This window comes from Streptosporangium pseudovulgare, assembly GCF_014648055.1.
Taxonomy (GTDB): domain Bacteria; phylum Actinomycetota; class Actinomycetes; order Streptosporangiales; family Streptosporangiaceae; genus Streptosporangium; species Streptosporangium pseudovulgare.
Map to the genome: position 1 here is coordinate 75,244 of NZ_BMQJ01000003.1, position 25,376 is coordinate 100,619.

Here is a 25,376-nt window from a genome sequence, read left to right on the forward strand (position 1 = left end):
AAGCGACAGACTCGTTTCATGGGCATGCCGGAACGGGAGCGCGCCAGAACGCGAGGGTTCTCCGCCTATGTCGATGCCGCGGTCGAGCGCCGGATCGAGCGGGACCTTCTAGAGGAGGCGCTCCGGGAGAACGAGGCCGCCTGCGGGCCCATACCGCAGGCGTTGCGCGACGAGGCGGCGGAGCTGTTCCGCTTCCCTCCCTCAGGGAAGCGGTTCGATCTCCACGGCCGGGGCGACGGCGCGCAGGTCGTCGCCCCGGTCGGTGACGACGCGCCAGCCGTATCGGATGCCGCACCATGCGACGTGCGCGAGGGGGACGTCGGAGGTGTCGAAGTCGCCGATCTCGTGGGCCTTCTCGCGGTCGTCGAGAAAGTCGAGGTCCACCGTGGGAGAGCTGGTGAGAAGCATGAGCTGCCAGCGCAGGTCGTGCGGAACGGCGGCGAGGGCCTCCGCGTAGGCGCTCACCGGGATGAGGAGGGTGACGGTGCCGGAGCGCAACGCGGTGGCGATGAGGGCACGGGCGTAGACGTGCTTTCCCGTCGCCGCGGACGTCAGGGCGGAAGCGTCGAGAATGCGACCCGAACCGGTCGGTGGGAACGAACTCACCGGTAGATGGTGTCAGGAGGCGGCGCGATTCCGGTTCAGTTTGAGGGAATCGGCGGCCCGGTCCAGCTCGGCCTGCGGCAACGGACCCCAGGCGTCCGCGAGGCGGCCCAGGACGGTCAACCGGGCGGCGCGTTCGTCCACGGACCGTTTGACGGCCGCCTGCATGGAGATGCCCTCCGCCTCGGCCATGCTTCGCAGGCGGCGGGTCTCGTCGTCGTCGAACCGGATGGTCATCGCCATGTCCCCACGTTAACCGACGGGTGATACCGTCGGCCAGCCATTCCGGTATCACCGGCGGGCGCCGTGCCGCCGGTGAGCGCCGGGACGCGACGGCGCTCAGCGGCCGTGGTAGACGGCGGGGCGCTTCTCGCGGAAGGCGCGGGCGCCCTCCTTGGCGTCCTCGGAGCCGATCACCGGCCAGCCGATGGCGTCGGCGACCGCCAGCGCCTCGGCCTCGGGCAGGCCCAGGGTCTCGCGGTGAGTGCGCAGGATGGCCTGTACGGCCAACGGCCCGCACTCGGCGATCCGGCCGGCGATCTCCAGGGCCTCCTCCAGCGCCCGGCCGTCCGGGACGACCCGGTTGACCAGCCCCATCTCCAGGGCCTCCCGCGCGGTGACGGACCGGCCGGTCAGCAGCAGGTCCATGGCGAAGGCGTAGGGGATCTGGCGCGGCAGCCGTACGGCCGAGCCGCCCATCGGGAACAGCGCGCGGCGGGCCTCGAACAGGCCGAGGACGGCCGACTCGGCGGCCACCCGCAGGTCGGTGCCGACGAGCAGCTCGGTGCCGCCGGCCACGGCGTACCCCTCGACCGCGCAGACGACCGGCTTCGTCGGCAGGGCGCCGGGGTCGCGCAGCAGGCCCTTCCAGTGGACGTCGGGGATCCGCGCGGCCCGCTCCCGCACCCGGGGGTCGTCCGAGGGGGCGCCCATGGCCTTGAGGTCGGCGCCCGCGCAGAACGTCCCGCCCGCGCCGGTCAGCACGGCGACGCGGACATCCGGCTCGGCCGAGACGTAGGCCCAGGCGTCGGCCAGGCCGACCAGCATGTCCGTCGACAGGGCGTTGCGGGCCTCGGGCCGGTCCATGGTCACCACGACGACGTGCCCGTCGCGCTCGACCCGGCAGTGCGGCGTGCTGATCGGCAGAAGTTCCACGAGGCCTCCGGTCCGCTGTCAAGCGCTTGCTCGGTCAGAGTGGGCGGGTTACCCTGCCCATGCATATGAGAACAGATTCTCGTTCCATCTTCCCCGTATCACCAGAGGTTTCATCGATAACGAGAACGTGATTCACTTTGGCGGTCCGGGCCTTTCTCATTCTCGGGAAGGATCTGCGATGGGCACGCTCGGCTTCTGGAGGCTGGCGCAGGCCGATCCGGACTGGATCGCGGCCGTGGACCCCGACGGCACCCCGCACCGCGCCGGCGACCTGCTCGCCCGCGCCGACCGGCTCGTGCACGCGCTGCGGGCCCTGGGGATGGAGAACGGGGACGGACTGTGCGGCCTGGTGCCCAACGGCTCCGACGGGCTCGCGCTCTACCTCGCGGCGCTGCAGGCCGGGTGGTACTACACGCCGGTCAACTGGCACCTCACCGGCCCGGAGATCGGCCACATCGTCGCCGACAGCGAGGCCCGCGCGTTCTTCGTCCACGAGCGCTTCGCCGCCGAGGGCACGCGCGGGGCGGCCGCGTCGGGGATCGACCCGTCCCGGCTCTTCGCCCTGGGGGACGTGCCGGGGGCGCGCCCGGTCGCCGACCTGGTCGCCGGGCATCCCGCCACCGCCCCGGCCGGCCGTACGGCGGGCGCCACCATGCACTACACCTCCGGCACCACCGGCAGGCCCAAGGGCGTCCGCCGGCCGCTGAGCGGCCTGGACCCCGACGACGCGGCCGAGCTGATGACGTTCCTGCCCGCGATGTTCGGCATGACCCCGGGCGGCGGGAACGTCCACCTGGTCACCTCGCCGGGCTACCACACCGCGGTCACCCAGTTCGGCGGCTCGGCCCTGCACATGGGCCACACCCTCGTCTTCATGGACCACTGGGACGCCGAGGAGATGCTCCGGCTCTGCGAGCGGCACCGGGTGACCAGCTCGCACATGGTCCCCACCCACTTCAAGCGCCTGCTCGCGCTGCCTGCGGAGGTCAGGGGCGCCTACGACCTGGCGTCGCTGCGGTGGATGATCCACGCCGCCGCGCCCTGCCCGGTGCCGGTCAAGCGGGCGATGCTCGACTGGTGGGGCGACTGCGTCTACGAGTACTACGCGGCCACCGAGGGCGGCGGCACGATCGCGACCCCGGAGGACTGGAAGAAGCACCCCGGCACCGTCGGGCGGCCCTGGCCGATCAGTGAACTGCTCATCGTGGACGACGAGCTGCGGCCCGTCCCGTCCGGCACCCCCGGCACGGTCTACATGAAGATGGCCGGCGCGACCTTCGAGTACAAGGGCGACCGGGCCAAGACCGAGGCCGGCCGCCTCGACGACTTCTTCACCGTCGGCGACATCGGCTACCTCGACGGGGACGGCTTCCTGTTCCTCTGCGACCGGAAGGCGGACGTGATCATCTCCGGCGGGGCCAACATCTACCCCGCCGAGATCGAGAACGAGCTGATGGTGCACCCCAAGGTCGCCGACGTGGCCGTGTTCGGCGTCCCGGACGAGGAGTGGGGCGAGCAGATCAAGGCCGTGGTCGAGCCCGCGCCCGGCGTCGAGCCCTCGCCCGAGCTGGCCGTCGAGCTCGTCGAGTCGCTCCGGGGCCGGCTGTCCACCATGAAGTGGCCGAGGTCGGTGGACTTCGTCGCGGAGATGCCGCGCGAGCCCAACGGCAAGCTCCTCAAACGCAGGCTGCGGGACCCGTACTGGGAGGGGCACGACCGTGCGATCTGAGCGACCCGAACGCGCCGCGGGGACGCGGCCCCGGACCGCCGCGCGGCCCCGGACCGGGAGGCGCCGGTGATCCCGCGGACGCGGCACGTGCTGGAGTTCCCCGGCGGCTACACCCGGACGACCGGGCCGGTGATCGGCCGGTTCCTCACCGAGCTGCGCGACCGCCGCCTCGTCGGGGTCCGCACCGCGACGGGCCGGACGCTGGTGCCGCCGCTGGAGTACGACCCGGACACCGGGGACGCCGTCACCGGCGAGTTCGTCGAGGTCGGCCCGGCCGGGACGGTCGAGAGCTGGTCGTGGGCGGGCTCCCCGCGCGCCGGTCACCCGCTGGACCGGCCGTTCGCCTGGGCCCTGATCCGCCTGGACGGCGCCGACACCTCCCTGCTGCACGCGGTGGACGCGGGCGACGTCCGGGCCATGCGCCCCGGCCTGCGGGTCCGGCCCCGCTGGCGGGCCGAGCGCACCGGCCGCGTCACCGACATCGAGTGCTTCGTCCCGGAGGTCACGGCGATGACCGCTTCGGTGCGGGTGGAGTACACCGTCACGCCGGGGCTGGCGCTCGCCCACTTCCTTTCGGGGATCGCCCGGGGCGTCTTCCTCGGCAGCCGCTGCGGCTCCTGCGGCAAGGTGTACGTGCCCTACCGGCTGTCCTGCCCCGAGTGCGGCGTCGCCGTCACCGAGGAGGTCGAGCTGCCCGGCACCGGCACGGTCACCACCTTCGCGATCAACAACCTCCCGGACCCGCGCGCCCCCGAGGTGCCGTTCGTGTCGGCCTACGTCCTCCTCGACGGCGCCGACATCCCCATGATCGTCCTGATCGGTGAGATCCCGGCCCACGAGGTGCGGGAGGGCATGCGGGTGCGGGCGGTGTGGGCGCCGGAGTCCGGACGCGGGCCGTCCATGGACAGCGTGCGGTGGTTCGCCCCCACCGGCGAGCCGGACGAGGAGGTGTGATGCGCGAGGTCGCGGTGGTGGCGTTCGCGCAGACCCGGCACAGCGCCGTGGACGAGGGAAGCAGCGAGCCGGAGATGATCCTCGGACCGCTGGAGGAGGTCCGCCGGGCGACCGGGCTGCGCCGGTTCGGCTTCACCTGCTCGGGCTCGTGCGACTACCTGGCGGGCGCGCCGTTCTCCTTCGTCTCCGCGCTGGACGCGCTCGGCGCCTGGCCGCCGATCTCCGAGAGCCACGTGGAGATGGACGCCGCCTGGGCGCTGTACGAGGCGTGGGCCAGGCTGCAGCACGGCGACGTCGACTCCGCCCTCGTCTACGGCTTCGGCAAGTCGTCCCAGGGCGACCTGCGGGAGATCATGACACTCCAGCTCGACCCCTACTACCTGGCCCCGCTCGGCCTCGACCAGGTCTCCCTCGCCGCGCTCCAGGCGTCGGCCGTGGCCGCGGACCGCGCCGAGCTGGACGAGATCGTACGGCGCAGCCGCGCCGCCGGCCGGGCCAACCCTCACGCCCTCGACCTGCCCGACCCCGAGGGGGAGGAGTTCGAGGTCGCGCCGCTGCGGCCGTACGACATCGCCCCGATCACCGACGGCGCCGCCGCGGTGGTGCTGGCCGCCGGCGACCTGGCCCGGGAGCTGTGCGAGCGGCCCGCGTGGATAAAAGGCGTCGCGCACCGCATAGAGCCGCACTACCCGGGCATGAGGGATCTCGCCCGGTCGGCCTCCGCCGCCGCAGCCGCACGTGCGGCGGGGGCCGGCAAGGGTCAGCCCGACGTGGCCGAGCTGCACGCCCAGTTCAGCCACGAGGAGGTCGTGCTGCGCCGGGCCCTGGACATCCCCGGCGCCACATCCGTCAACCCCAGCGGCGGGCCGCTGGCCGCCAACCCCGTCATGGCCACCGGCCTCATCCGCATCGGCGAGGCCGCCCGGCACGTCATGGAGGGAAGGGCCGGCCGCGCCGTCGCGCACGCCGCCGGCGGCCCCTGCCTCCAGCACAACCTCGTCGCCGTGCTGGAGGGCGGAAGATGAACCGTTGCGCGGTGATCGGGGTCGGGCAGACGCGGTACACGACGCGGCGGCGCGACGTGTCCCTCGCCGGACTGGTCCGCGAGGCGGCGCTGCGCGCCCTGGAGGACGCCGGGCTGACCTGGAAGGACATCGACGCCGTCGTCATCGGCAAGGCGCCCGACCTGTTCGAGGGCGTGATGATGCCGGAGGCGTACCTCGCCGACGCGCTCGGCGCGGCGGGCAAGCCGATGATGCGGGTGCACACCGCCGGTTCGGTCGGCGGGTCCACCGCGCTGGCCGGGGCCTCGCTCGTCCAGGGCGGCGTGCACGGCCGGGTGCTCACGGTGGCGTTCGAGAAGCAGTCGGAGTCCAACGCCACCTGGGCGCTGTCCACGCACCTGCCGTTCAGCGCCTCGCTGGTGGTCGGCGCGGGCGGCTACTTCGCCCCGCACATCCGCGAGTACATCCGCCGCTCCGGCGCCCCGGACCACGTCGGCACGCTCGTGGCGGTCAAGGACCGGCGCAACGCGCTGCGGAACCCCTACGCCCACCTGCGCATCCCCGGCATCGACCGGGCGATGGTCGAGGCGACGCCGATGCTGTGGGAGCCGATCCGCTACCTGGAGACCTGCCCGTCCTCCGACGGCGCGTGCGCGATGGTGCTGGCCGCCGAGGACCGGCTCACCGGCTCCGTCCCCGCCTGGGTCCTGGGCGCGGCCATGCGGTCCGAGCCGATCTTCCGGGCGGGCCGGGACACCGTGAACCCCCGGGGCGGCCGGGACTGCGCCGCCGACGTGTACCGGCAGGCGGGGATCACCGACCCGCGCCGGGAGATCGACGTGGCCGAGGTGTACGTCCCCTTCTCCTGGTACGAGCCGATGTGGCTGGAGAACCTCGGGTTCGCCCCCGAGGGGGAGGGGTGGAAGCTCACCGAGTCCGGCGCCACCGCCCTGGACGGCGACATCCCGTGGAACGCCTCCGGCGGGGTGCTGTCGAGCAACCCCATCGGCGCGTCCGGAATGATCCGGTTCGCCGAGGCGGCGCTCCAGGTCAGGGGAATGGCGGGCGAGCACCAGGTGGACGGCGCCCGCCGGGCCCTCGGGCACGCCTACGGCGGAGGCGCCCAGTTCTTCGCGATGTGGATGGTCGGCAGCGACAGACCCTGACCCCTCCGGGAGGACCGAATGGAGTTCAACCACGCGGATCTGTTCGAGGGCCTCGCGGACGCGATCGGGGACCGGGTCGCCGTCGTCTGCGGCGACGACCGGATGACCTACGCCGGGCTGGACGCCGAGGCCAACCGGCTGGCCCACCACCTCCGGGAGGTGGGCGTGCGGGCCGGGCAGCACGTCGGCATCCAGCTCCGCAACGGGATCGAGTACGTCGTGGGCCTGCTGGCCGCGCTGAAGATCCGGGCCGTGCCGGTCAACGTCAACCACCGCTACGTCGAGGAGGAGCTGCTGCACCTCTACCGCGACTCCGACATCGTGGCCCTGCTGTTCGACGCGGAGTTCGACGGGCGGGTGTCGGCCGTGGCGCCGCGGGCCGAGCGGCTCGGGCACCTGATCGTGGCGGGCGGCCCGTCCTCGCTCGGGGCGGCGGTGCCGTACGAGGCGGCACTGGCCGGGCGGCCGGCCGGCCGCGGCTTCCCCGAGCGGTCGGGCGACGACGTCTACATCATCTACACCGGCGGCACCACCGGCATGCCCAAGGGCGTGATGTGGCGGTGCGAGGACCTGTTCTTCGCCTTCGGCGGCGGCAACCCGTACGGCGAGCCGCGCGCCACGCCGCGCGCGGTCGTCGAGGCGGCCACGGCGGGCCGGCCGTTCAGCATGATGACGGCGGCTCCGCTGATGCACGGCGCGGCCCAGATGGCCACCTTCATCACCTGGTGGCTGGGCGGCACCATGGTCTACGTCCGCCGGTTCGACCCGGCCGAGGTGCTGCGGGCCATCGACCGGGAACGTGTCGTGTCGATCAACATCACCGGCGACGCGATGGCCCGTCCGCTGGCCGAGGAGATCGCCAGGGGCGGTCACGACCTGTCGTCGCTGTTCGGGGTCAGCTCCACCGGCGCCATCCTGAGCGGGGCCGTCCGCGACCGGCTGGCCGAGCTGCTGCCGGACCGGATGATCATTGAAAGCTTCGGCTCCAGCGAGTCCGGCTACACCGCCTCCGCCGTGCCCGGCTCCTCACCGGAGTCGGGGCAGCGGTTCCGCGCCAACGACGGCTCCGGCCTGGCCGTGCTCGACGAGAAGCTGGAGCCGGTCGAACCCGGTTCGGGCCGGCTCGGCACGGTCGCCAAGAGCGGCCGGATCGCGTTCGGCTACTACCGCGACGAGGACAAGACGCGCCGCACCTTCGTCACCGACCGGGCGGGCACCCGCTGGCTGCTCACCGGCGACATCGCCACGGTCGAGGAGGACGGCACCATGACGATCTTCGGCCGGGGGTCGGCCTGCATCAACACCGGCGGCGAGAAGGTCTTCCCGGAGGAGGTCGAGGCGGTCCTCAAGGGGCACCCGGAGGTCTTCGACGCGGTGGTCGCCGGAGTCCCCGACGAGCGGTGGGGTGAGCGCGTCGCCGCCGTGGTCGAGCCGCGGCCGGGCGCGGCCCCATCGGCCGAGGCGCTGACCGCGCACTGCCGTACCCGGCTCTCCGGCTACAAGGTGCCGCGCACCTTCGCCTTCGTCGAGAAGATGGTCCGCTCCCCGGCGGGCAAGGCCGACTACCGCTGGGCCCGCGAAACCGCCCGGTCCGCAGCGTCACCCTGAGCCGCGACGCGCAGCGTCGCCATCAACACAGCCCCGAGCCGCGACGCGCAGCGTCGCCATCAACTCGCCGTCTCAGGGTCCTTGCGGAGGGCGGAGGTGATGGCCAGGCCGGTCTCCCGGGACATGGGGCCGTCACCGGGGAGGCCGAGCTGGACGGCGAGGTCGCGGCCGTAGAGGTCGACGGAAGCCTCGACGAGGTCGGCGAGGGAGGCGGTGGTGGCGCGGGCGCGGGCCCAGGCGGTGGCACCGACGATCATGGCGACGAGGACGGCGGGCCACCACACCGCCGCCACGGAGAGATAGAGGACCGCCCAGCCGGCCAGGCGGGCGGCGGCAGCGTGGGCGTCGCGGGCGGCGGTGAGCTCCGCACGGGCCGTGTCGGGGATGACGAGCCACAGGCGCGGCCATGCGCCGGTGAGGTCGAGGTCGTAGGCGTCGTGGACGCGCCGGTCCATGGCGTACAGCCGGTCCCCGATCCAGGTGGGGTGCCGGGGGAGACACAGAGCGATGTCGTTCCGGGCGGAGATCGCCTCCGCGAGGCCCTCCGCGGCCTCCTCCGCGGGTCCCACGGCGGCCGGGGCCTCTTTCGCGGGCCCCGCGGCCGGCCTGGACGCCTGGGCGCGGACGGCGGCGACGACCATCCGATGAACACGCGCGTCGGCCTCGCGCCAGCGGCGGCGGCGGCGTTCGGCCAGGAGGCGGGCGGGCCGGCGGTGGCCGGGGAACGACCACGCGCGCTCGGCCAACCGGCCCAGCGCACCGGCGGCGAGCCCCGCCGCCGCGGCGGCGGCCAGAACGGCGGTCGCGCCGAGGACGACGGTCCCCGGAGCGGAGGCGGCGGGCCGGGCCGCCAGCCGGTCCGTCGCGTCACGGAGCACGGCGGGGTCGAAGGCGTGCGAGTGGCCGAGCGTCACGGCACCGGCCACGAAGATCAGGTAGACCAGCCCGGGGAGGACGAGCAGGGTGAACCAGCGTTCGGCGAGCTTCTTCCCCAGCTCATCGAGGAATCCGGTCACGTCCGGACCTGGACCGATGTGAGGGGTCGGTCCGTCACCGCGCAGCGCGGTGGCCCGGCGTCCCGGGCGGCGACCTCGACACGGTCGCACGGCACGGCGGCCGGGCAGGTCCAGGCGTGTACCACCGGATGTCCGCCGCCGGTTCCGGGCAGCGCCCGGTAGGCGCGTTCCGGCCGGGTCACCGGGCCGACCCCGAGCGTCGCCATGGCCTCGTCCAAGGCGTCCAGATCCTTCACGAGAGCGGAGGGGGCACCGCCCGCCCCCCTGACCGCGGTGAGGAGCCGCGCCACCACGTCACCGGCCCCCGCCTCGTCGGCCAGAGCGTGGAACTCGCCGTCCTCCATCGCGGTGCACAATCGCCTGATCCGCTCGGCCGCCTCGTCCACAGCCCCGCACCTCTCACACCGCACCCGGCACCGTGCCTCCCCAAAGGGGTTGCCTGACCAGATAATCATGATCAGAGTGAGTCCGGAACGGTGGAACCCGGATGAGACGGTCCGTCGTCGGTCCACTGACGGCCGGCGCCGTTCTCCGGTCGGAGAGACGTCCGCGTCGTCGTGGGCGAGGGACGCGCTGCCGGAGGTGCCATGGACTTCCCCGCACAGGAGAACGCCGGGCCGGGCGCCCAGTCCTCTCCCGGGTCCGGAGCACCGGACGCCTGGTACCGGCGGGCTCTCACCGAGGTGGACGACTACACGCGCACGGGAGACCTGGACGCCCTGCGCCGGGCGGCCGGTTCGGCGCGCCAGTGCGTGGAGAGCCTTCCGCCCGGCCACCCACACCGCGCCGAGGCACTCTCCTTCCTGGGGAATCTGCTGGGAGCCCTGTTCGACCGGACCGGCGACATGCCGACGCTGGCCGCAGTGGCACGGGTGTGTCAGGAAGCGGTGGCGGCCGGTGACCCCCGCGAACCCGAGCACGCCGACCGGGTGGCCGCCCTCGGCAACGTCCTGCGGGCACTGGCCGATCGGACCGGCGACATGCGGGTGCTCGCCGAGGCGGTGCGGTCGGGACGCGGGGCCGCCGCGGCGGCCCCGTCCGGGCATCCGAACCGGGCCGGGATCCTGTTCATCCTCGGGCTGACCCTCATGACGCTGTTCGAGCGGACCCACGAGCCGGGAGCGCTGGAGGAGTCGGTGCGGGTGAACCGGGAGGCGATGGCCCTCGGTGACGCTCAGGACCCCGAACACGTGATGCGCCTGAACAACCTCGGCTACGCCCTGCGGATGCTGTTCGAGCACACCGGCGACGCGGAGACGCTGGACGAGGCGGTACGGCTGGGACGCGAGGCCGTCACGACCGCTCCGCTCGACCACCCTGATCGGGCCATGATGCTGTCCAATTTCGGATTGGCCCTCGGCACACTGGCCTCCGGACGGGCGACGGAGCCGGAGGCCCTGGAGGAGGCGGTCCGGGTGCTCCGGGAGGCGGTGACGGTGGGTGGCCCCCGCGATCCCCGTCACGCCGACCATCTCAACAACCTCGGGCTGTTCCTGCGGGTGGCGGCCGTGCGCACCGGTGACGCGGACACGCTGACCGAGGCGGTGCGGGTGGGCCGCGCCGCGCTGGAGTCGGCCCCCGCCGGTCATCTCCACCGGGGCGCGTACGCCCATAACCTGGGGGCCGCCCTGTGGAGGCTGTTCGGGCAGACCGGTGATCTCGCCACGCTGGCGGAAGCCGAACGGTTCATCCGGGAGGCGGCGGCGGCCACCCCGCCGGATCATCCGGCCCATGCCCCGTACCTGCGGGCCCACGGGGTCGTACTGCGGGAGTTGGCCGAGAGGACCGAGGACCTCCCCGTACTGGCCGAGGCCGTCAAGGTGGCGCGGGACGTCGTGGCGGCGACCCCCCTCGAAGACCCCGACGGCCCGAGCGTCCAGGACCGTCTGGCGGGCGTTCTGACGCGCCTCTTCCAACGGACCGGTGACATCGGCGCACTCACCGAGGCGGCTCGGTCGGGACGCGCGGCGGTGGCGGCCACCCCGCGCTCCGACCCGGACTACGCCGTCCACCGGGTCAACCTCTCCACCGTCCTGCAGGCGACGTTCATGGCGACCGGCGACCCGGCCGCGCTCGCCGAGGCCGTGCGGCTGTCCCGGGAGACGGCGGCGACCGCTGACCCCGATGCCGCCGGGTACGTCATGGCACTCAGCGTCCTGGGCACCGCCCTGCGCCGCTCGGCTGAGCGGACCGGAGACCCGGAAACCCTGGCCGAGGCGGTCCGGACATCCCGCCGGGTGGTGGCGCTGACCCCGCCCGACGATCCCGCACGGGCCGGATACCTCGACAACCTGGGGAGCGCCCTGCTGGCCGGGCGCGCGGAGGAGCCGGCCCCGCTGGAGGAGGCGGTGCGGGCGTTCCGGGAGGCCATCGCGGCCTCCGGCCCGGGCGCGGGCATATACGCGGTCGCCATGAACAACCTGGCGATCGGACTGTCGCGCCTGTACGAGCGGACCGGTAACGTGGGAGCGCTGGAGGAGGCGGTGCGGTCCGCCCGGGAGACGGTGGCGGCCGTCTCACCCGGCGATCCCCACCGCCCCCTCTATCTGGGCACCCTCGGGCTGGCCCTGCATCGTCTGATCAGGCAGGCCGGTGACGCCGGGGTGCTGGACGAGGCGGTGTGGGCCGTTCGGGAAGCCCTCGCGGCCTCGGCGCCCAACGCACCCGGCCGTCCCGTCTGGTTGAACACCCTGGGACTTCTGCTGCGGCACATGTTCGAGCGGACCGAGGACCTCGCCGTACTGGAGGAGGCGATACGGACGTCCAGGGAGGCCGTCGCGGCCGCACCGCCGGATCACCCCGACCGCGTCGTATACCTGAACAACCTCGGGCTGGCCCTGCACCAGTCGTTCTTCCGTACGGAGAACGCCTCCGCAGCCGAGGAGGCGGTACGGATCCACCGGCAGGTCGCCGAGGCCGCCCCGTACGGTCATCCGCTTCGTCTTGCCGCTCTCAACAATCTCAGCGTCGCACTGTGGGTTTCGTATCTGCAGTCCAGGGATCCGGCCGTGCTGGCCGAGACCATCGAGACGGCACGTGGCGTGGCCCGCGCCGCCCCCGCCGACCACCTCCACCGCACCATGTATCTCACCACCCTCGGACATGCGCTGCGAGCGCGGTTCCAGAACGAGGGGGACGAGGCCGCGCTCGCCGAGGCCCGGCGTGTCTTCGCCGAGGCGTCACGGTCCGCGGTCGCACCGGTCATCCAGCGGATCCGGGCGAACCGGGGGCTGGGGGCGGTGGAGACCGCGGCGGGTGACGGCGCCGCCGCGCTCGCCGCGTACGAGGAGGCGATCGCTCTGCTGCCGCGGATGGCGCCGCGACGGCTCGCGCGAATGGACCGCGAGAACGGTCTCGGCAGGGTGAACGGGCTGGCCGCGGAGGCGGCGTCCGCCGCTCTCCTGGCGGGGCGGCCGGCACGCGCGGTGGAGCTGCTGGAACAGGTGCGCGGAGTGCTGCTGGGTGAGGCGATGGACGCCCGTGGTGACCTCAACGACCTACGGGTGCGGGAGCCGGAGCTCGCGGCCGAGTTCACCCGCCTCCGCGATGAGCTGGACGTCGTCGACCACGTCGACGCCGATGAGCCGGACACGGGGCCGCCGGGAGCGGGGGCCATGAGCACGCGGGCAGGCGCCGCGGCCGCCGGGACGCCCCCGTACGAGGCGGCCCGGCGGCTCGCCGAACGACGCGGACGGCTCGCACTGAAGTGGGACGAACTGCTGGAGCGGGTGCGTGGAGTGCCGGGCTTCGAAAGATTCCTGCTCGCGCCGTCCGTCGACGAACTGCGACGGCAGGCCGCCGACGGACCGGTGGTGGTGGTGAGCGCGGGAGAGCACCGATGTGACGCGCTGATCCTCATGGACGACGCGGAGCGACCCGTGCGGACCGTGGAACTGCCGGCTCTCAACGGCGACCTGGTGACCGAGCAGGTCGTTCGTTTCACCGATGCCGTGGACGCCGTGACCTCCGGCGGCGGATCCATGAGGGAGCGGCTGCGAGGGCAGCGGGAGATCCTCGCCGTTCTCGGCCGGCTCTGGGACGCGGTCGCCGAGCCCATCATGTCGGAACTCGGGTTCACCGGCGGTTTCGGGCGGGAGAAGACCTTGCCGCGCCTTTGGTGGTGCCCCGTCGGCGACATGGCCTTCCTGCCCCTGCACGCCGCCGGCCACCACGGTGACTTGGGGTCGGAGGCACGACGAACGGTCCTGGACCGTGTCGTTTCCTCCTACACCCCGACGATCCGCGCTCTGCGCCATGCGCGCCGCGAACACCAGGCGCCCCTCTCGCCTGCCCGCGACGAGCCGATGGGGGCACTCGTCGTGGCGATGCCCGAGACCCCGCAGGCCCACCGGCTGCCGGGTGCCGACGCGGAGGCGGCCCGCCTGGGCGGACTCCTGCCCGGCAGTCGCATCCTCATCGGCTCGGAGGCCACGTACGACGCGGTCCTGGAGGCGCTGCCGCGGCACCGTGTCGCGCACTTCTCCTGCCACGGAGTCAGCGACCCGAACACCCCCGCCGCCAGCAGGCTGCTGCTGCACGACCACGCCACCAGACCGCTCACCGTCCCTGACATCTCACGCTTGAGACTTCCGGCGGCCGAACTGGCCTATCTGTCGGCGTGCAGCACCACCAGGAGCAACCAGCGTCTCGCCGACGAGGCCGTGCACATCACCTCGGCCTTCCAGCTCGCCGGATACCGCAGGGTCATCGGCACGCTGTGGCCTATCGACGACACCGTCGCCGTCCGGGTGGCCGATGACGTCTACACCCGGCTCACCGAGGGCGGCAGGAGCGCACCGCGCACGGATCGGGCCGCTCACGCGCTGCACGACGCCGTCCGCCGGCTTCGCGAGGACTATCCCGCCAGTCCCGCCCTGTGGGCCGCGCACATCCACGCCGGAAACTGAGAGACCGTTCCACGGGACCGGTACGGCGGAACGGTCCGACCGGCCGACCGGCCGGCTTGCCCCGGTGCCGGGCAAGCGCGGGATCTTCACCCGGATGGTGAACGCCGCGCTGGAGTGCCCGATCTCCGTCTCCCTCGTCCTACTCTCCGGTACGGCTCGTCCATATGGGAAGATCCGTACCCCACAGGGTCGGCGGGGCGTTCCACGTCCGGGGCGCACCTTCGTAGTGGACCGGGGGCAGGGCATGGCGGAGCGGCCCGTACGGCGAGGCGGCCTTCGTCAGCCAGGGCCTTGAGTCGTAGCCGTCGCCTTCGACCGGCGCGGAACGCAGGTCGTGCAGTAACCAGGAGGCGGTACCCGCAAGGGAGAACCTCAGCCACCGTCCACCGCCGGTGAGCTGCCGGTCGCTCAACGCCCGCAGGACCGCGGCGGCCAGCAGATACCCCGTTCCATGGTCCAGCGCCTGCGCCGGCAGCACACCGGGACGGCCGTCGGCTCCGGCCTCGATCACGGCGATACCGCTCGCCGCCTGGACCAGGCTGTCAAAGCCGCGCCGCCCTGCCCACGGTCCCGACCAGCCCCAGGCGCACAACTGGGCGATGATCAGGCCGGGACGCCGTGCAAGGAGCGTGTCGAGGCCCAGAGCCTCCAGCGCGCCGGGCCGGTAGCCGAGGACCACGACATCGGCCGAGCTGAGGAGGTCGGCGAAGGTGCGCCGGTCGTCGATGGCGGACAGGTTCAGCAGTGTCGAGCGCTTGCCCATCCCGGTGTCGGCGTGGGCGTCCGCGCTCTCCGGCAGCCTGGGGGAGTCGACGCGAAGCACGTCGGCGCCCAGGAGGGCCAGGGTGCGCGTGGCGACGGGGCCGGCGATGACCCGGGTCAGGTCCAGGACTCGCACACCGGCGGCCGGCAGCCGCGCTGGTGTCAGAGCCCGCGGGCGACTCTCCCCGGTGGGCCGGGTCTCGACGAGCGGATGCACCGTCCCGCCAGGAGGGGCCACGGCCACGGCCAGGCCACCGGCCTCGTAGACGGTGTCCTGGATCCACCGGGCCGGGCGTGCCGCCAACTCGCCCGCGAGTGACTCGGCCAGCGCCCGGTCTTCTCCCGTATCGCCGATGCCCAGGGCGTTGAGCAACCGGGAGCGGTGGTGCGGGTAGTTGGCGTGGGTACGCACCCAGCCGTCGGCCGCGCGCCAGAAGCCGGAAAGCGGTGCGAAGGACACCGGGGTTCGGCCGTTGATGAGCAGGTGCCGTTCGCTGACGAACGCCGTAGCCACCGCCGCCTCCCGGACCCGTACCGCCGGTACCGGCACCGCATTGCGCCGTGCCAGCAGTTCCGCAGCCGCCAGCGAGCACACCCCCACGCTCGCCCGGGCCAGCTCCCGTACGGGTAGACGGGCCGGCAGAACCTCACCCGCTCCTTCGTACGACACCTCCTCGGCCAGCTCCGCCGGCCCTTCGAGAGCGGTCCAGGCGTGGACGGTCGCTGCGTCGTTTCTGTGCGTCACCCGCTATCGGCTCCCCTCGGCACCCTCACCAGCGACACGCCCACTGTGGCCCAGGGCGCGCGTCTCACGCTGAGCCAATCCACCGCGCCGGTCGCTGTCAACAGCAGGAGCCGGGTCGGCATTCGGCACTCCCACTGAGGAGAGAGCGAACGGCGAGGGAGGACGCCGGGTCTGAACCCCCGAGCCGCGACGTACAACCTCTCTATAAAATATTACCCTCTGTTGCGGAAAGCGCTTACCGTAAGAAGGTGGTTCTCGTGTGCCCCCGCGGGGGCGCTTCACGGTGATGAAAGGTTGCTCCGCGTTGATCCACTCATACGACCCCCGGACCGGCGAGTCCTTCGGTGACCCCTTCCCCCTCACCTCCGACGAGGAGGTGGACGCCGCCGTCCGCGCCGCGCACGCCGCCGCCCCCGCCTGGCGGACCGCCGACCGGGCCGCCGCGCTCGAAGCGGTCGCCGCCGCGCTGGAGGCGAACATCGAGGAACTGTGGCGGGCCGCCGACGCGGAGACCGCCCTCGGTGAGGTACGGCTGCGCGGTGAGGTCGGCCGGGCCGCCGGGCAGTTCCGGCTCTTCGCCCGGGTCCTGCGTGACGGCGCCCACGTCGAGGCGGTGATCGACCACGCCAAGGCCGAGCCGCCCACCCCCGACCTGCGCCGCATGAACCACCCACTGTCCGGAGTGGTCGGCGTGTTCGCGGCGAGCAACTTCCCCTTCGCGTTCTCGGTCGCCGGTGGCGACACCGCCTCGGCCCTGGCCGCCGGCTGCCCGGTGGTGGTCAAGGCGCACGACGGGCACCCCCGCACCTCCGAGCTGTCCCACCGGATCATTCAGGGCGCCCTGCCCGACCCCGCGCTTCTCGGCCTGGTCCGGGGGCTGGACGCCGGCAAGGCCCTGGCACGGCACCCCGAAGTGGTGGCGGTCGGTTTCACCGGGTCGATCCCCGGCGGCAAGGCCATCCAGGCGCTCATCGACGAGCGGCCCGACCCGATCCCGTTCTACGGCGAGCTGGGCAGCGTCAACCCGGTGGTCGTCCTGCCCTCCGCCCTGTCCCCGGACCACCGCAAGGGCCTCGCGGCGGGGTTCGCCGCCTCGCTCACCCTCGGCGTCGGCCAGTTCTGCACCAACCCGGGCCTGGTGTTCGTGCCCGACGACGCCGAGCTGCTGAAGTCCGTCGCCGAGGCGGTCGCCGCCACCGCGGGCGGGCCGATGCTGACCGAGCGGATGCGGGGCGGGTTCCTGCACGGGCTGGAGCGGCTGGACGCGCTGACCCCGCTCGCCCAGGGACGGCCCGGCGAGGGCGCGTTCGCGGTGACGCCCCAGGTGTTCACCGCCGACCTGGCGACGTTCGCCGAGGCCCTGCCCGGCATCGCCGAGGAGTGCTTCGGCCCGGCCGCGATCGTGGTCACCTACGCCGACCCCGCCGAGCTGCCCGCCGTACTGGAGCGGCTGGACGGGGCGCTCACCGCCACCGTCCACGCGGACGATCCGGCGGAGGCCCGCGAGGTCGCCGAGGTGCTGCTCGGGAAGGCCGGACGGCTGATCTGGAACGGCTGGCCCACCGGGGTCGCGGTGAGCTGGGCGATGCACCACGGCGGTCCCTGGCCCGCCAGCACCGCCCCCGCCCACACCTCGGTCGGCGCCGCCGCGATCCGCCGCTGGCTGACGCCCACCTCCTACCAGGACTGGCCGGCCGAGCTGCTCCCGCCCGAGCTGCGCGACGACAACCCCCTCGGCGTCCCGCGCCGCGTCGACGGCGTCCTGTCCGCCTGACGCCCGGCACGCGCCGGGGCCCCGGCCCGCCGTACGCGGACCGGGGCCCCGGCTCCCCGAGCGGGTCAGCGCACGCGGCCCGCGCCCGCGCGCTGCGACACCGACAGCCGGACCGACTCCGCCGGGTCGATCCCGGTGTGCAGGGCCGGGGTCCAGCCCGCGTCGGAGCCGAGGTCGGGGTCGTGGGCGGCGTTGTAGACCGCGACGAGGTCGATCGGGGAGACCTTGCCGCCGACCCGCAGCACGTTGCCGCGGGCGGTGAGGGTGGTTCCGCCCCAGTCGTGGAGCAGCGACGCCGGGTTCACCGCGCGGCCGAGCCGGAAGAAGTTGTTCTCCGCGAAGATCTGAGACCCGACGCCCACACCCAGCGCGTACTCGAAGCCCGAGTCGCTCGGCACCTCGTAGTAGTTGTTGTAGACGTGCACCTGCCCGAAGCGGACCCGGGGCAGCCGCTGGAGCGTGTTCCTGAAGTGGTTGTGGTGGACGGTGACCTTGAGCTTGCCCGAGTCGGTGGCCGGGTTGTTGGTCGAGCCGATCAGCATCGTCTTGTCGTGGTCGGTGAACCGGTTCCACGACGCCGTCACGTAGTTCGAACCCGAGGTGATGTCGAGCTGCCCGTCGTGGACCTGGTAGGGCCGCCCGAAGTACAGCGGCTGGCCGGAGTCGGGGTTGTCGCCGTCGGTGAAGGTGTTGTGGTCGGCCCACACATGCGTGGAACCGGTCACCGAGATGTTGTCGTAGAGGGAGTTCCAGTTGCCCTCGTCGCCGTCGGTGGGGTCCCACTGCGGGAAGCAGTCGGCGGTGTCCTCGAAGGTGATGTTGCGGATGATGACGTTGTCGGCCTTGTCGACGTGCAGGTTGACGCCGCGGATGACGGCGTTCCCGCCCAGGCCGACGATGGTGGTGTCGGAGGGGACCTTGAGCTTGATGTCCGCGGTCTGCCGGGCCGCGGAGGCGGCGCGGGCCTCCTCCTGCGGTCCGGACGGCTCGGCGTCCCGGCCCCACACCGCGGGATCGTAGGCCGCGAGGTAGGCCTCCAGGGAGTAGCCGCCGGTCACGTAGTCGGCGCAGGTCCTGTCCGGCTCGACGGTCCCCGAGACGTAGATGATCCTCGGTCCCGGCGAGGCGAGCGCGGCGGCCAGCCCGGCGCGGGTGGTGACCGTGTGGACGTTCCCGGCGGGGGCGGCGGCGCCGCCGGTGGTGCCCGTCCCCTCGGCGGCCCAGCCGTCGCCTCCGGGAAGGGTCTGCCGGCCGAGGTCGGCGCCGTGGCCGTGGCCGGACGCGGTGGCCGGGGAGGCGGGGCCGGGGACCGCCGCCAGCGCGGGCGGGGCGGCCAGGGCCGCCAGGGACAGCAGGGCGGCGAAGGTGGTCGCTCGTTTCATGAAGTTCCTCCGCAGATCAGGTCAGGTGAGGGGGAGGGAGGGACCCGACGCCGGGTCAGCCGCCGTTGCGCTGCTTGTAGGCGGCCTGCGCCTCGGTCAGCTTGGCCGCGAGGGTGTCCAGGAACTCCTTGGCGGTCAGGCTGCCCTGCAGGACCTTCTGGAACTCCGGCTCCGCGTCGGTCTTGGTGATCGCGTTGAACTCGGGCAGGTAGTAGGGCATCTGCACGACCTTGGTGCCCGGGTCGTTGAGCACCTTGACCGCCGCGGAGACGTGCTGCAGACCCTGGATCCACGGCTCGTCGTTGACCTCGGTGTTGGCCGGCAGCACGCCGGTCTTCTCGGACCAGTGGCTGTTCATCGCCTTGGAGGCGGCGAACTCGGCGAACCTGTAGGCGGCGTCCTTGTTCTTGCCGCTCGCGAACAGGCCGATCCCGGCGACCGGGTTGGACACGACCGTCCGGACGCCGCTGCCGGACTTCGGCACCGGCATGGCCGCCACCTTGTCCTTGCCGAGCGCTTTGACGTGGTCGTTGTACGACCCGAGGTTGTGCTGCATGACCGCGACGGTGCCGCCGTCGAACTGGGCGACCATCTTCACGTAGTCGTTGTTGATGTCGGCCTGGGGGGTGACCTTGTCGTAGAGGCCGGCCAGCTTCTCCAGGGCGGCCACGTTCCTCGGGTCGTTGACCGTCGCCTTGCCGGAGGCGTCGAAGATCTCGGTGATGCCCGACTGGCCGTAGATCACCTCCATCATCTGCGCGATCGAGCCCGCGCCGCCGCGGATGGTGAAGCCGTAGCGGTTCTTGGACTTGTCGGTCAGCTTCTCGGTGGCGGTGAAGAACTCGTCCCAGGACGTGGGCTCCTCCAGCCCGGCCTCCTTGAACCAGTCGGTCCGGTACCAGAAGACGCCCATGTTGGTGGACATCGGCATCATGTAGGTCTTGCCGTCGGGCACGGTCGCCTTGACGGTGTTCACCACCTGCTCGTTCAGCCTGCCGTTCAGCGCCCCGCCGGAGATCCGGGTGTCCAGCGGGTCGAGCGCCTTCTGCGCCACGAGGCTGGCCAGCATCGCCGTGGTGACGCCGCCGACGTCGGGCAGGCCGCCGCCCGCGATGGCGGTGTCGTACTTCTGCTGCACCTGCGCGATCGGGATGCCGACGTACTTCACCTTGATCTTCGGGTTCGCCTTCTGGAACTCGTCGATGATGTGCTGCCACACCGGGGTGCGGGCGGGGCCGCCGTTGTCGTCCCAGAAGGTGATCGTGGTGGTGCCGTCGGAGGACGTGGCGTCGTCCGTTCCGCACGCGGCCAGACCGGAACCGAGCATGAGCGCGGTGGCGAGGATCGCCAGGCGCTTCGAGCGTGCAGTCATTGCTCCCTGCCTTTCAGTGTCTGTCCCCCGACATCGCTGTGACGTTGGCGCCACCGGAGGGCCGGCGGCGTGAGATCTTCCCTGTCGTTCCGGCGGGCCGGGCACGGCCCGCCGGAGGTGCGTCCGAGACCCGCCCGCGCGGGTCTCTCCCGGCCGCGGCGGTCCCGGAGGCCGGGCCCGTCGCGGCCGGAGGTCATGTCATGGCCTTCTCCGCCAGCGCCGCGGCGGCGGCGCGGTCCAGCCGCCCGTCCGCGACGACGGTGACGACCCTGCGGGTCAGGACGTCCTCGATGACCAGCGGTTTCTCCCAGGCGAGCGCGGGGCCCACCCCCGGGTACTCCGCGGTGCGGACGAACCAGGGGTCCGACCGCTGGGCGAAGACCAGGGTCCAGCCGGGGGATGCCAGGGCGAGCCAGGGGGCGGTGGAGCCGTGCACGCGGTCCTCGCCCTCGGCGTCCTCGGTGAAGACCTCGCGGCCGGCGGTCCGTCCCGGCGCCCGCCAGAAGAAGCCGCCGTAGCCGGCCCCGGCCCTGCCCTTGGTGGCCGAGCTGCGGACCGCGAGCGGCGCGCCGGTGAGGTTCGTCAGCGTGAAGGAGAAGTCGAGCGCCCAGCAGCCGTCGAGCTCCACCGCCCGGACCTCGCGCTCCTCCCTGGCGATCTCCGTTCCGCCGGGCCCGCGCCAGGACAGCGTCTCGGTGAAGCCCGCCGGGTCGTGCCGGAGGAAGGCCAGGTGGTGCTGGGAGCCGTGGTCGCCGAGCCAGGCCGGTCCGCGGTCGCGGACGTAGGTGCGCCCGCCCCAGAAGTTGCCGCCGCCCAGGTCGGACACGGCGACGCTCACCCCCAGGTGGTGCACGTGGTCGGCGGGGGCGAACTCGGTGACGACGGTCCCGCTCAGCGTCCGCACGGGGTGCAGGTAGGGGCGGGGCGACGACGTCTCCGGCAGCCGGGGCCGGATCACGTACTCGGCCACCCGCACCCCGCCGACGTCGAGGCCCACGGCGGAGCCGGCCGTGCCGGCCGAGCCGGACATGGAGGTGGCCGTGCCGGACGCGGAGGCGACCGCGGCCCCGGCGGGTACGGGCGCGGGCGCGGGCGCGGGCGCGGGTACGGACACGGACGCGGACGCGGGCACAGATGCGGGCGTGGTCGCGGGCATGGTCGGGGGCGCGGGCGGCGTGGCGGCGTCCAGGGCCCACGGCACGCCCAGCTCCGAGTACAGCGCCATACGCTCCGCGCTCGCCGCCGTGATCCCCGCGATCCCGGGCAGCACGCGCTGTTCCGCGCCGACCTCCTGGAAGGCGTCGGGGATCACCCGGGGCTCGGGTGCGAGCCGTACCGCCTCCAGGACCCGCATGAACCCGGCGGTCCGCTCCAGCGGGACCAGCAGGTCCGCCCCGCCGCGGATGTGCGCGACCAGGTTCTCCAGCAGGTCGGCCCGGGGGTGCGTCGCCGACGCGCCGCCGAACTCGACGCGGTCCTCGGTGTAGGTGAGCCTGATCCGCCCGGTCTCACCGTGCACGACCAGGTACGGCTCGTGCCGCCGGTCGGCGCACAGCGACACGGCCACCGTGATCGTCGTCCCGTCGTCCATCCGCAGTCGCGCGGACGAGGTGTCGTCCGCCTCGATCGCGTTGGCGCGGTAGAGCTCCACCTCGACCGACTCGACCTCCGCGCCGGAGACGGCGATCGCGGTCGCCACGGCGTGCGCCAGCGGGTTGGTGAGCACGCCGTCCACCACGTCGACGCCGTCGGCCCGCCGCTTCCCGGCCCACGGCACCCGCGAGTAGTAGGAGTAGGGACGCGCCCACGCGCCCGCCGCGCCGATCCCGGTGACCCGGCCGATCGCCCCGTCGCGGATCAGCTTCCGCACCGCCGGGACCGCCTCGGAGCCGAGGCTCTGGAAGCCCACCTGGCAGGCCAGCCCGGTCTCCCGGACGGCGGCGGCGATCCGCTCGTAGCCGTCGTAGGCGGCGGCGGGCGGTTTCTCCAGCAGCAGGTGCGCCCCGGCGCGCAGAGCCCTGACCGCGAGGTCGGCGTGGGTGTGGATCGGCGTGCACAGGATCGCCGCCTCGGCGCCGGTCCGCCCGATCAGCTCCACCAGGTCGCCGGAGAACGCGACCCCGTCGGGCAGCCCCTCGACCGGCCGCACGTCGCACACCCCGGCGAGCTCGACCGTCCCGGCGGCGGACAGGCGCCGCAGGTTCTCCATGTGCCACCAGCCGTGCCCGTGGGCGCCGGCCAGCACCACCCTGACCGGTTCCGTCACGGCGCCCTCCAGTTCAGTCCCAGGCCGCGGTGGTCCCCGGCGCGCAGTTCGCCCGCCTTCACCGAGATCGGGTACGGCTCGTCGATCAGGCCGAGCGCGGCGAAGGAGGCGTCCTCGACCTCCTCGGCCATGCACGGCAGCGGCAGGGTCAGGGCGAGCTGGCCGGAGATCTCCGGCAGCAGGTGCGGGTAGACCGGCACGCCGAACGCCCTGGCCAGCTCGGCGATCCGCAGCAGCGGGGTGATCCCGCCGACCCGGACCACGTTCGGCTGGACGATGTCGCAGGCCCCGGCGGTGAGCAGGTCCCGGAAGTCATGGATGGAGTAGGCGCTCTCGCCGACGGCGATCGGCACGTCCACGCACGAGCGCAGCCGGGCCTGGCCGGTCACGTCGTCGGCGGGCAGCGGCTCCTCCACCCAGTGCAGGTCGTACTCCGACAGCGCCGCGATCGCCCGCCGCGCCCTCGGCAGGTCCCAGCGCTGGTTGGCGTCGACCATGAGGAGCGTGTCCGGGCCGATCACCTCGCGCACCGCCGCGACCCGCGCCACATCCTCCCGCAGCGCGTCACGGCCCACCTTGACCTTGACCGCCGGGTGGCCCGCCGCGCGCCACCGCCTCGCCTGCGCGACGAGCTCCTCCAGCGGGTAGTGCAGGTTGACGCCGCTGCCGTACACCGGGACGCTGTCGCGCCGCCGGCCGAGCGTCTCGACCAGTCCGCCGGGCCCGCAGCGCAGGTCCCACAGCGCCAGGTCCACCCCGGCCAGCGCGATCGTGGTCAGGCCGCCGCCGGCCTCCCGCAGGTGCCGCCACAGCCGGTCCCACACGACCTCCGGGTGCGGTTCGCACCCGACGACGGCCTCGCGGATCTCGTGGTCCAGCAGCGCCCGTACGGCGTGCGCCCCGATCTGCGGCGTCCAGGAGAAGCCCCGCCCGGTCCGGCCGTCCGACAGGGTCAGCTCCACGACGATCACGTGGTTGGCGGGCACGTCGGGGCCCCACGGGCGGGGCAGGGCCACGGTCCGCAGCGTCGTGGACAGGCCGGTGACCACCGGCCGCCCGGCGCCGGTCCGGGCCCCGCCGGCCGGGGCGCCCGTTCCCGCCCCGCCGTCCGGACTGTCCGGCCCGTCCGGCCCGTCCGGCCGTGTCCTGGAGCCGGACGGCGCGTCGCCGGTCATCGGTCCTCCACCAGGGCGAGCCCGGTCGTGACCAGCTTGGCGAGCTCCTCCAGGTGCTCGGCGGACGGCTCGACCAGCGGCGGCCGGACCGTGCCGACGTCCAGCCCCCGGTACCGCACCCCGGCCTTGACCAGCGACACCGCGTATCCCGGGACCTTGCCCCGCAGCCGCACCAGCGGTGCGTAGAACTCCCTGATCAGCCGCTCGTCACCGTTGAGGTAGGCGGTGGCGATCTCCGGGGCGAAGCAGAACACCGCGCTGGAGTAGAGGTCCACGCCGATGGCCCGGTAGGCGGGCATGGTCAGCTCGGCCGTGGGCAGCCCGTTGAAGAACAGGAAGTCCGGCCGTTCCTCCCGCACCGCCAGCACCGTGCGCTGCATGAGGTCGATGTCGCCGAGGCCGTCCTTGATGCCGGCGACGCCCGGGATCCGGGACAGCTCGACGGCCTGCTCCGGGGTCAGCACCACCGAGCCGCGCTGGTAGACGATCACCGGGAGCACCTCGGCGACCGCCGCCACGTAGGTCGCGTAGCCCTCGCGCGGGCCGTTCGTCAGGTAGGGCGGCATGAGCAGCAGTCCGTCGGCGCCGGCCTCCCGGGCCGCCCGTGCCTGGGCGAGCGCGGCGCCGATCGGGCCGCCCGCCCCGGCCAGCACCGGTACCCGCCCGGCCGCGGTCTCGGTGGCGACCCGCACCGCGCGGGCGTGCTCGGCCTCCGACAGGGCGGAGAACTCGCCGGTCCCGCAGGCCACGAAGACCCCGCCCGGCGAGTGCGCGAGGCCGCGTCGCAGGTGCTCGGCCAGTACGTCCTCGGCCAGGGAGCCGTCCGGCCCGAACGGCGTGACGGGGAAGAACAGCACTCCGCTGAGGTTCATCGGGACTCTCCGATCTCTGTGCGCCAGCTGCGTTTGGCCTGCCAGCCGAGTAGTCGTCCGGCCTTGGCGGAGGAGAAGGCGGGGGAGGAGCCGGTCAGCCCGGCGGCGAACCCCGCCGTGGCGGGGTTGAGCCGGGGCAGCAGTTCCGCCAGGGGCTCGCGGGCCAGCGCGTCGGCCGCGCTCGCGAAGAACACCTCGCCCGACGGCAGTTCCGGAAGCCGGTCCAGCAGGGTCAGCACCAGGTCCGAGGCGTCGCGGGCGTCGACGTAGTTGAACAGCGACGTCCCGGCCAGCTCGGGCCGGTCCAGCCGTTCGGCGATCGTGTGCCCGGACTGGGTCGGCGCGCCCGCCCACTCCTCGGGGGCGACGACGAAGCAGGGCCGCACGGCCGCGAACCTCGTGGGCGACCGGCGCGCGAAGGAGGTCATCACCTGCTCGGCGACCAGTTTCGACAGGCTGTAGGCGTTCCCCGGGGCGACCGGGTGGTCCTCGTCGATCGGCAGGTAGGACGGCGTCCAGCCCGGCGTGCCGTACCCGATGACCGTGGGGCTGCTGGCGACCACGACCCGCTCGGCGCCGACGCCGCAGGCGGCCTCGCACACGTTGAACGCGAGCTGGGTGTTGACCCGGAAGGTGAAGGCGTCGGTCCGGCTGAACGGGGTGGCGATCGCGGCCAGGTGGACCACGGCGTCCGGGCGGAAGCGCGTCATCACCTCGAACACCTCGCCGAGGTCGGTCAGGTCGGCCGGGAGCGTCTCGGCGGCGTCGGCGGGGGTGCCGGGCACGGTGTCCACGCCGATCACCTCGTGACCCGCCTCGGCGAGCGCGGTGACCACGCTGCGGCCGAACCGGCCGGCGCTTCCGGTGACGAGAGTGCGAACCACGG

General features: G+C 73.4%; 19 protein-coding genes. 7 read left to right on the forward strand and 12 right to left on the reverse strand.

Translation table 11 applies throughout. The features are described 5' to 3' along the window. Positions 1-201: 201 nt before the first annotated feature. The 3 genes from IEZ10_RS07710 to IEZ10_RS07720 form a co-directional block, all read right to left on the reverse strand. The gene (locus IEZ10_RS07710; protein WP_189245802.1) at positions 202-606 is read right to left on the reverse strand and encodes a hypothetical protein; all 405 of its coding nucleotides are present in this window, start codon (positions 604-606) and stop codon (positions 202-204) included. A gap of 12 nt (positions 607-618) precedes the next feature. Next, positions 619-846, reverse strand: a complete 228-nt coding sequence (locus tag IEZ10_RS07715) for a YlcI/YnfO family protein (RefSeq protein ID WP_179819371.1) — start codon at positions 844-846, stop codon at positions 619-621. Positions 847-942: 96 nt separating this feature from the next. After that, positions 943-1,758: a crotonase/enoyl-CoA hydratase family protein gene (locus IEZ10_RS07720; RefSeq protein WP_189245803.1), complete on the reverse strand. Its 816-nt coding sequence runs from the start codon at positions 1,756-1,758 to the stop codon at positions 943-945. A 178-nt stretch (positions 1,759-1,936) separates the two neighbouring features. On the opposite strand from IEZ10_RS07720, the gene IEZ10_RS07725 reads away from it, so the two are divergent. From IEZ10_RS07725 to IEZ10_RS07745, 5 genes are all read left to right on the forward strand, one after another. After that, positions 1,937-3,487, forward strand: coding sequence for an acyl-CoA synthetase (locus tag IEZ10_RS07725; protein WP_189245804.1), 1,551 nt, complete (start codon positions 1,937-1,939; stop codon positions 3,485-3,487). A 69-nt stretch (positions 3,488-3,556) separates the two neighbouring features. Then, a complete protein-coding gene (locus IEZ10_RS07730) occupies positions 3,557-4,441 on the forward strand; it encodes a Zn-ribbon domain-containing OB-fold protein (protein ID WP_189246123.1) in 885 nt (294 codons plus the stop codon). Beyond that, a complete protein-coding gene (locus IEZ10_RS07735) occupies positions 4,441-5,466 on the forward strand; it encodes a thiolase family protein (RefSeq protein WP_189245805.1) in 1,026 nt (341 codons plus the stop codon). Before IEZ10_RS07730 ends, IEZ10_RS07735 begins: the two co-directional genes overlap by 1 nt. Next, positions 5,463-6,611, forward strand: a complete 1,149-nt coding sequence (locus IEZ10_RS07740) for a thiolase family protein (protein ID WP_179819367.1) — start codon at positions 5,463-5,465, stop codon at positions 6,609-6,611. Before IEZ10_RS07735 ends, IEZ10_RS07740 begins: the two co-directional genes overlap by 4 nt. Before the next feature lie 18 nt (positions 6,612-6,629). After that, positions 6,630-8,219, forward strand: a complete 1,590-nt coding sequence (locus IEZ10_RS07745) for an acyl-CoA synthetase (RefSeq protein ID WP_189245806.1) — start codon at positions 6,630-6,632, stop codon at positions 8,217-8,219. Between the two features lie 59 nt (positions 8,220-8,278). Here the strand turns inward: IEZ10_RS07745 and IEZ10_RS07750 are convergent, their stop codons facing one another. Together IEZ10_RS07750 and IEZ10_RS07755 are read right to left on the reverse strand one after the other, a co-directional pair. Continuing rightward, positions 8,279-9,235, reverse strand: coding sequence for a hypothetical protein (locus IEZ10_RS07750; protein ID WP_189245807.1), 957 nt, complete (start codon positions 9,233-9,235; stop codon positions 8,279-8,281). Continuing rightward, positions 9,232-9,621 (reverse strand): hypothetical protein, encoded by a 390-nt coding sequence (locus IEZ10_RS07755; RefSeq protein WP_189245808.1) that lies wholly within the window; start codon positions 9,619-9,621, stop codon positions 9,232-9,234. Before IEZ10_RS07755 ends, IEZ10_RS07750 begins: the two co-directional genes overlap by 4 nt. A 201-nt stretch (positions 9,622-9,822) precedes the next feature. On the opposite strand from IEZ10_RS07755, the gene IEZ10_RS07760 reads away from it, so the two are divergent. Continuing rightward, on the forward strand, positions 9,823-14,142 hold the full coding sequence (locus tag IEZ10_RS07760; protein WP_189245809.1) for a CHAT domain-containing protein: 4,320 nt from the start codon (positions 9,823-9,825) through the stop codon (positions 14,140-14,142). A gap of 139 nt (positions 14,143-14,281) precedes the next feature. Here the strand turns inward: IEZ10_RS07760 and IEZ10_RS07765 are convergent, their stop codons facing one another. Then, positions 14,282-15,649, reverse strand: coding sequence for a CoA transferase (locus tag IEZ10_RS07765; RefSeq protein ID WP_189245810.1), 1,368 nt, complete (start codon positions 15,647-15,649; stop codon positions 14,282-14,284). Positions 15,650-15,953: 304 nt separating this feature from the next. On the opposite strand from IEZ10_RS07765, the gene IEZ10_RS07770 reads away from it, so the two are divergent. Then, a complete protein-coding gene (locus IEZ10_RS07770; RefSeq protein WP_229811053.1) occupies positions 15,954-17,423 on the forward strand; it encodes an aldehyde dehydrogenase (NADP(+)) in 1,470 nt (489 codons plus the stop codon). A gap of 65 nt (positions 17,424-17,488) precedes the next feature. On the opposite strand, the gene IEZ10_RS07775 is transcribed toward IEZ10_RS07770, so the two are convergent. The 6 genes from IEZ10_RS07775 to IEZ10_RS07800 all read right to left on the reverse strand — a co-directional run bounded on the left by IEZ10_RS07775 (position 17,489) and on the right by IEZ10_RS07800 (position 25,374). Beyond that, positions 17,489-18,805, reverse strand: coding sequence for a pectate lyase family protein (locus IEZ10_RS07775; RefSeq protein ID WP_189245812.1), 1,317 nt, complete (start codon positions 18,803-18,805; stop codon positions 17,489-17,491). Between the two features lie 55 nt (positions 18,806-18,860). Continuing rightward, positions 18,861-20,177 carry an ABC transporter substrate-binding protein gene (locus IEZ10_RS07780; protein WP_189245813.1) on the reverse strand — a complete coding sequence of 439 codons (1,317 nt, stop codon included), beginning with the start codon at positions 20,175-20,177 and terminating at the stop codon, positions 18,861-18,863. A gap of 193 nt (positions 20,178-20,370) precedes the next feature. Beyond that, positions 20,371-22,443, reverse strand: coding sequence for a DUF6807 family protein (locus tag IEZ10_RS40250; RefSeq protein ID WP_308426252.1), 2,073 nt, complete (start codon positions 22,441-22,443; stop codon positions 20,371-20,373). Further along, entirely contained in the window at positions 22,440-23,492 is a 1,053-nt protein-coding gene (locus IEZ10_RS07790) for a mandelate racemase/muconate lactonizing enzyme family protein (RefSeq protein ID WP_373287383.1), read from the reverse strand. Before IEZ10_RS07790 ends, IEZ10_RS40250 begins: the two co-directional genes overlap by 4 nt. Before the next feature lie 122 nt (positions 23,493-23,614). Next, positions 23,615-24,490 (reverse strand): 5-dehydro-4-deoxyglucarate dehydratase, encoded by an 876-nt coding sequence (locus IEZ10_RS07795; protein WP_189245815.1) that lies wholly within the window; start codon positions 24,488-24,490, stop codon positions 23,615-23,617. Further along, positions 24,487-25,374: an NAD-dependent epimerase/dehydratase family protein gene (locus IEZ10_RS07800; RefSeq protein ID WP_189245816.1), complete on the reverse strand. Its 888-nt coding sequence runs from the start codon at positions 25,372-25,374 to the stop codon at positions 24,487-24,489. Before IEZ10_RS07800 ends, IEZ10_RS07795 begins: the two co-directional genes overlap by 4 nt. Positions 25,375-25,376 lie beyond the last annotated feature (2 nt).